This is a genomic window from Natrinema soli (assembly GCF_028618695.1).
In genome coordinates this window covers 1-1,367 of the sequence record NZ_JAQIVI010000818.1, presented here as the reverse complement: position 1 = coordinate 1,367, position 1,367 = coordinate 1, and the positions used below count along the sequence as shown (strand labels likewise).

The window sequence follows — 1,367 nt, the reverse complement described above, 5'->3', positions numbered from 1 at the left end:
GCGACGTGCTCGCCGTCCGGGCCGACCTCACGGACCCCGACGACGTCTCCCGGCTCGTCCGCGAGACGGTCGACGCGTTCGGGGGGCTCGACCACCTCGTCACCTCCTCGGGCGGCCCGCCGAGTACGACCTTCCTCGAGACCGACGAACAGGACTGGTATCAGGCCTACGACCTGCTGGTGATGAGCGTCGTCTGGACGATCGAGGAGAGCCACGAGCACCTGCTCGAATCCGAGTACGGGACGATCACGTGCATCACCTCGCGAACGGTCCGGGAGGTCGCGGACGGCCTCCTGCTCTCGAACTCGGTCAGACGGGGCGTGATCGGTCTCGTCAAGACGATCTCGCGGGAGTTCGCTCCCGACATTCGGGCCAACGCGGTCCTTCCGGGGACGATCGAGACGGCCCGGATCGAGGAACTCGTCGAGTCCGGCATCGAGCGCGGCGCCTACGAGGACTACGAGGCGGGGCTGACCGAACTGGCGAGCGACATTCCGATGGACCGCCTCGGCGAGCCCCGCGAACTCGGCGACGTCGTCGCCTTCCTCTCGAGTCCGCACGCGAGCTTCGTCAACGGGGCCGAGATCCCGATCGACGGCGGCCTGTTGCGGAGCTGAGGCGGTCGCCACCGCAGCTTGGGACGCCATCTAATTCCCTCGTACTTCCGCTCGGCGAACTGGTGTCGAATCGCTGTCGGCTCCCGATTTCGAATCGAAATACTCTCAGTTCCCCTCGGCCGAGTCGGGGTGTGTACGGGCCGGCTCAGATCGCTGGATACCTCGCGCTGGTCGTGACGCCCGCCGCATTGCTCTTCGGTGCCGTTCGTGCACCGGCCGACCCGCCGACCGGACTGTTGAGCGTCCAGTTCGGGGTCGTTCTCGCGGGAACCGTCGTCGCCGCGACGGAGCGCCACCGCCTCTGGACGTTCGATCCGGCTGGTTGGGAGTTCGATGCGACCGGGTTCGATCGCACGGACGCTGTCGACGCGCTCGCGGTCCCGGCCGCGGCGGTGCTCACTTACGGACTGAGCGTCCACGCCGATCTCGGCCCGGTTCTCGCGTCCGCGCTCGTTGGGCTGGTCGTCGGCCTCGCACTCCCGCGGATCGACGGCGCGGCCTACTGCGGATCGTTCGTCGGGATGGCCTCGCCGGCGGTGTTCCCCTCGATCGAGGGGGTCGCGCTGGCGGGACTCGTTTCCGGGCTCGCGTTCGTCGCGACGGCCGAATCGTTCGGCGGCTTCGGCGGCAAATACGGCACGCTCGCGCTCTTCGGCTGTCTCTCGGCGGTGTTCCTGACGGACGTCGACTACGCCGCCGGGCGCTCGCTCGAGTGGGGACTCGCCCCCGCGATCGGTGCCGTCGCCGTCG

1 protein-coding gene and 1 pseudogene are annotated in these 1,367 nt (G+C 68.9%); both read left to right on the top strand.

Annotated elements, in window-relative coordinates; translation table 11 throughout:
- A partial coding sequence (locus tag PGX04_RS33260) for an SDR family oxidoreductase (protein WP_273742377.1) occupies positions 1-617 on the top strand: 617 nt, incomplete at its 5' end.
- A gap of 131 nt (positions 618-748) precedes the next feature.
- Positions 749-1,367 (top strand): annotated as a pseudogene (locus PGX04_RS33255) (hypothetical protein); the annotation flags it as partial.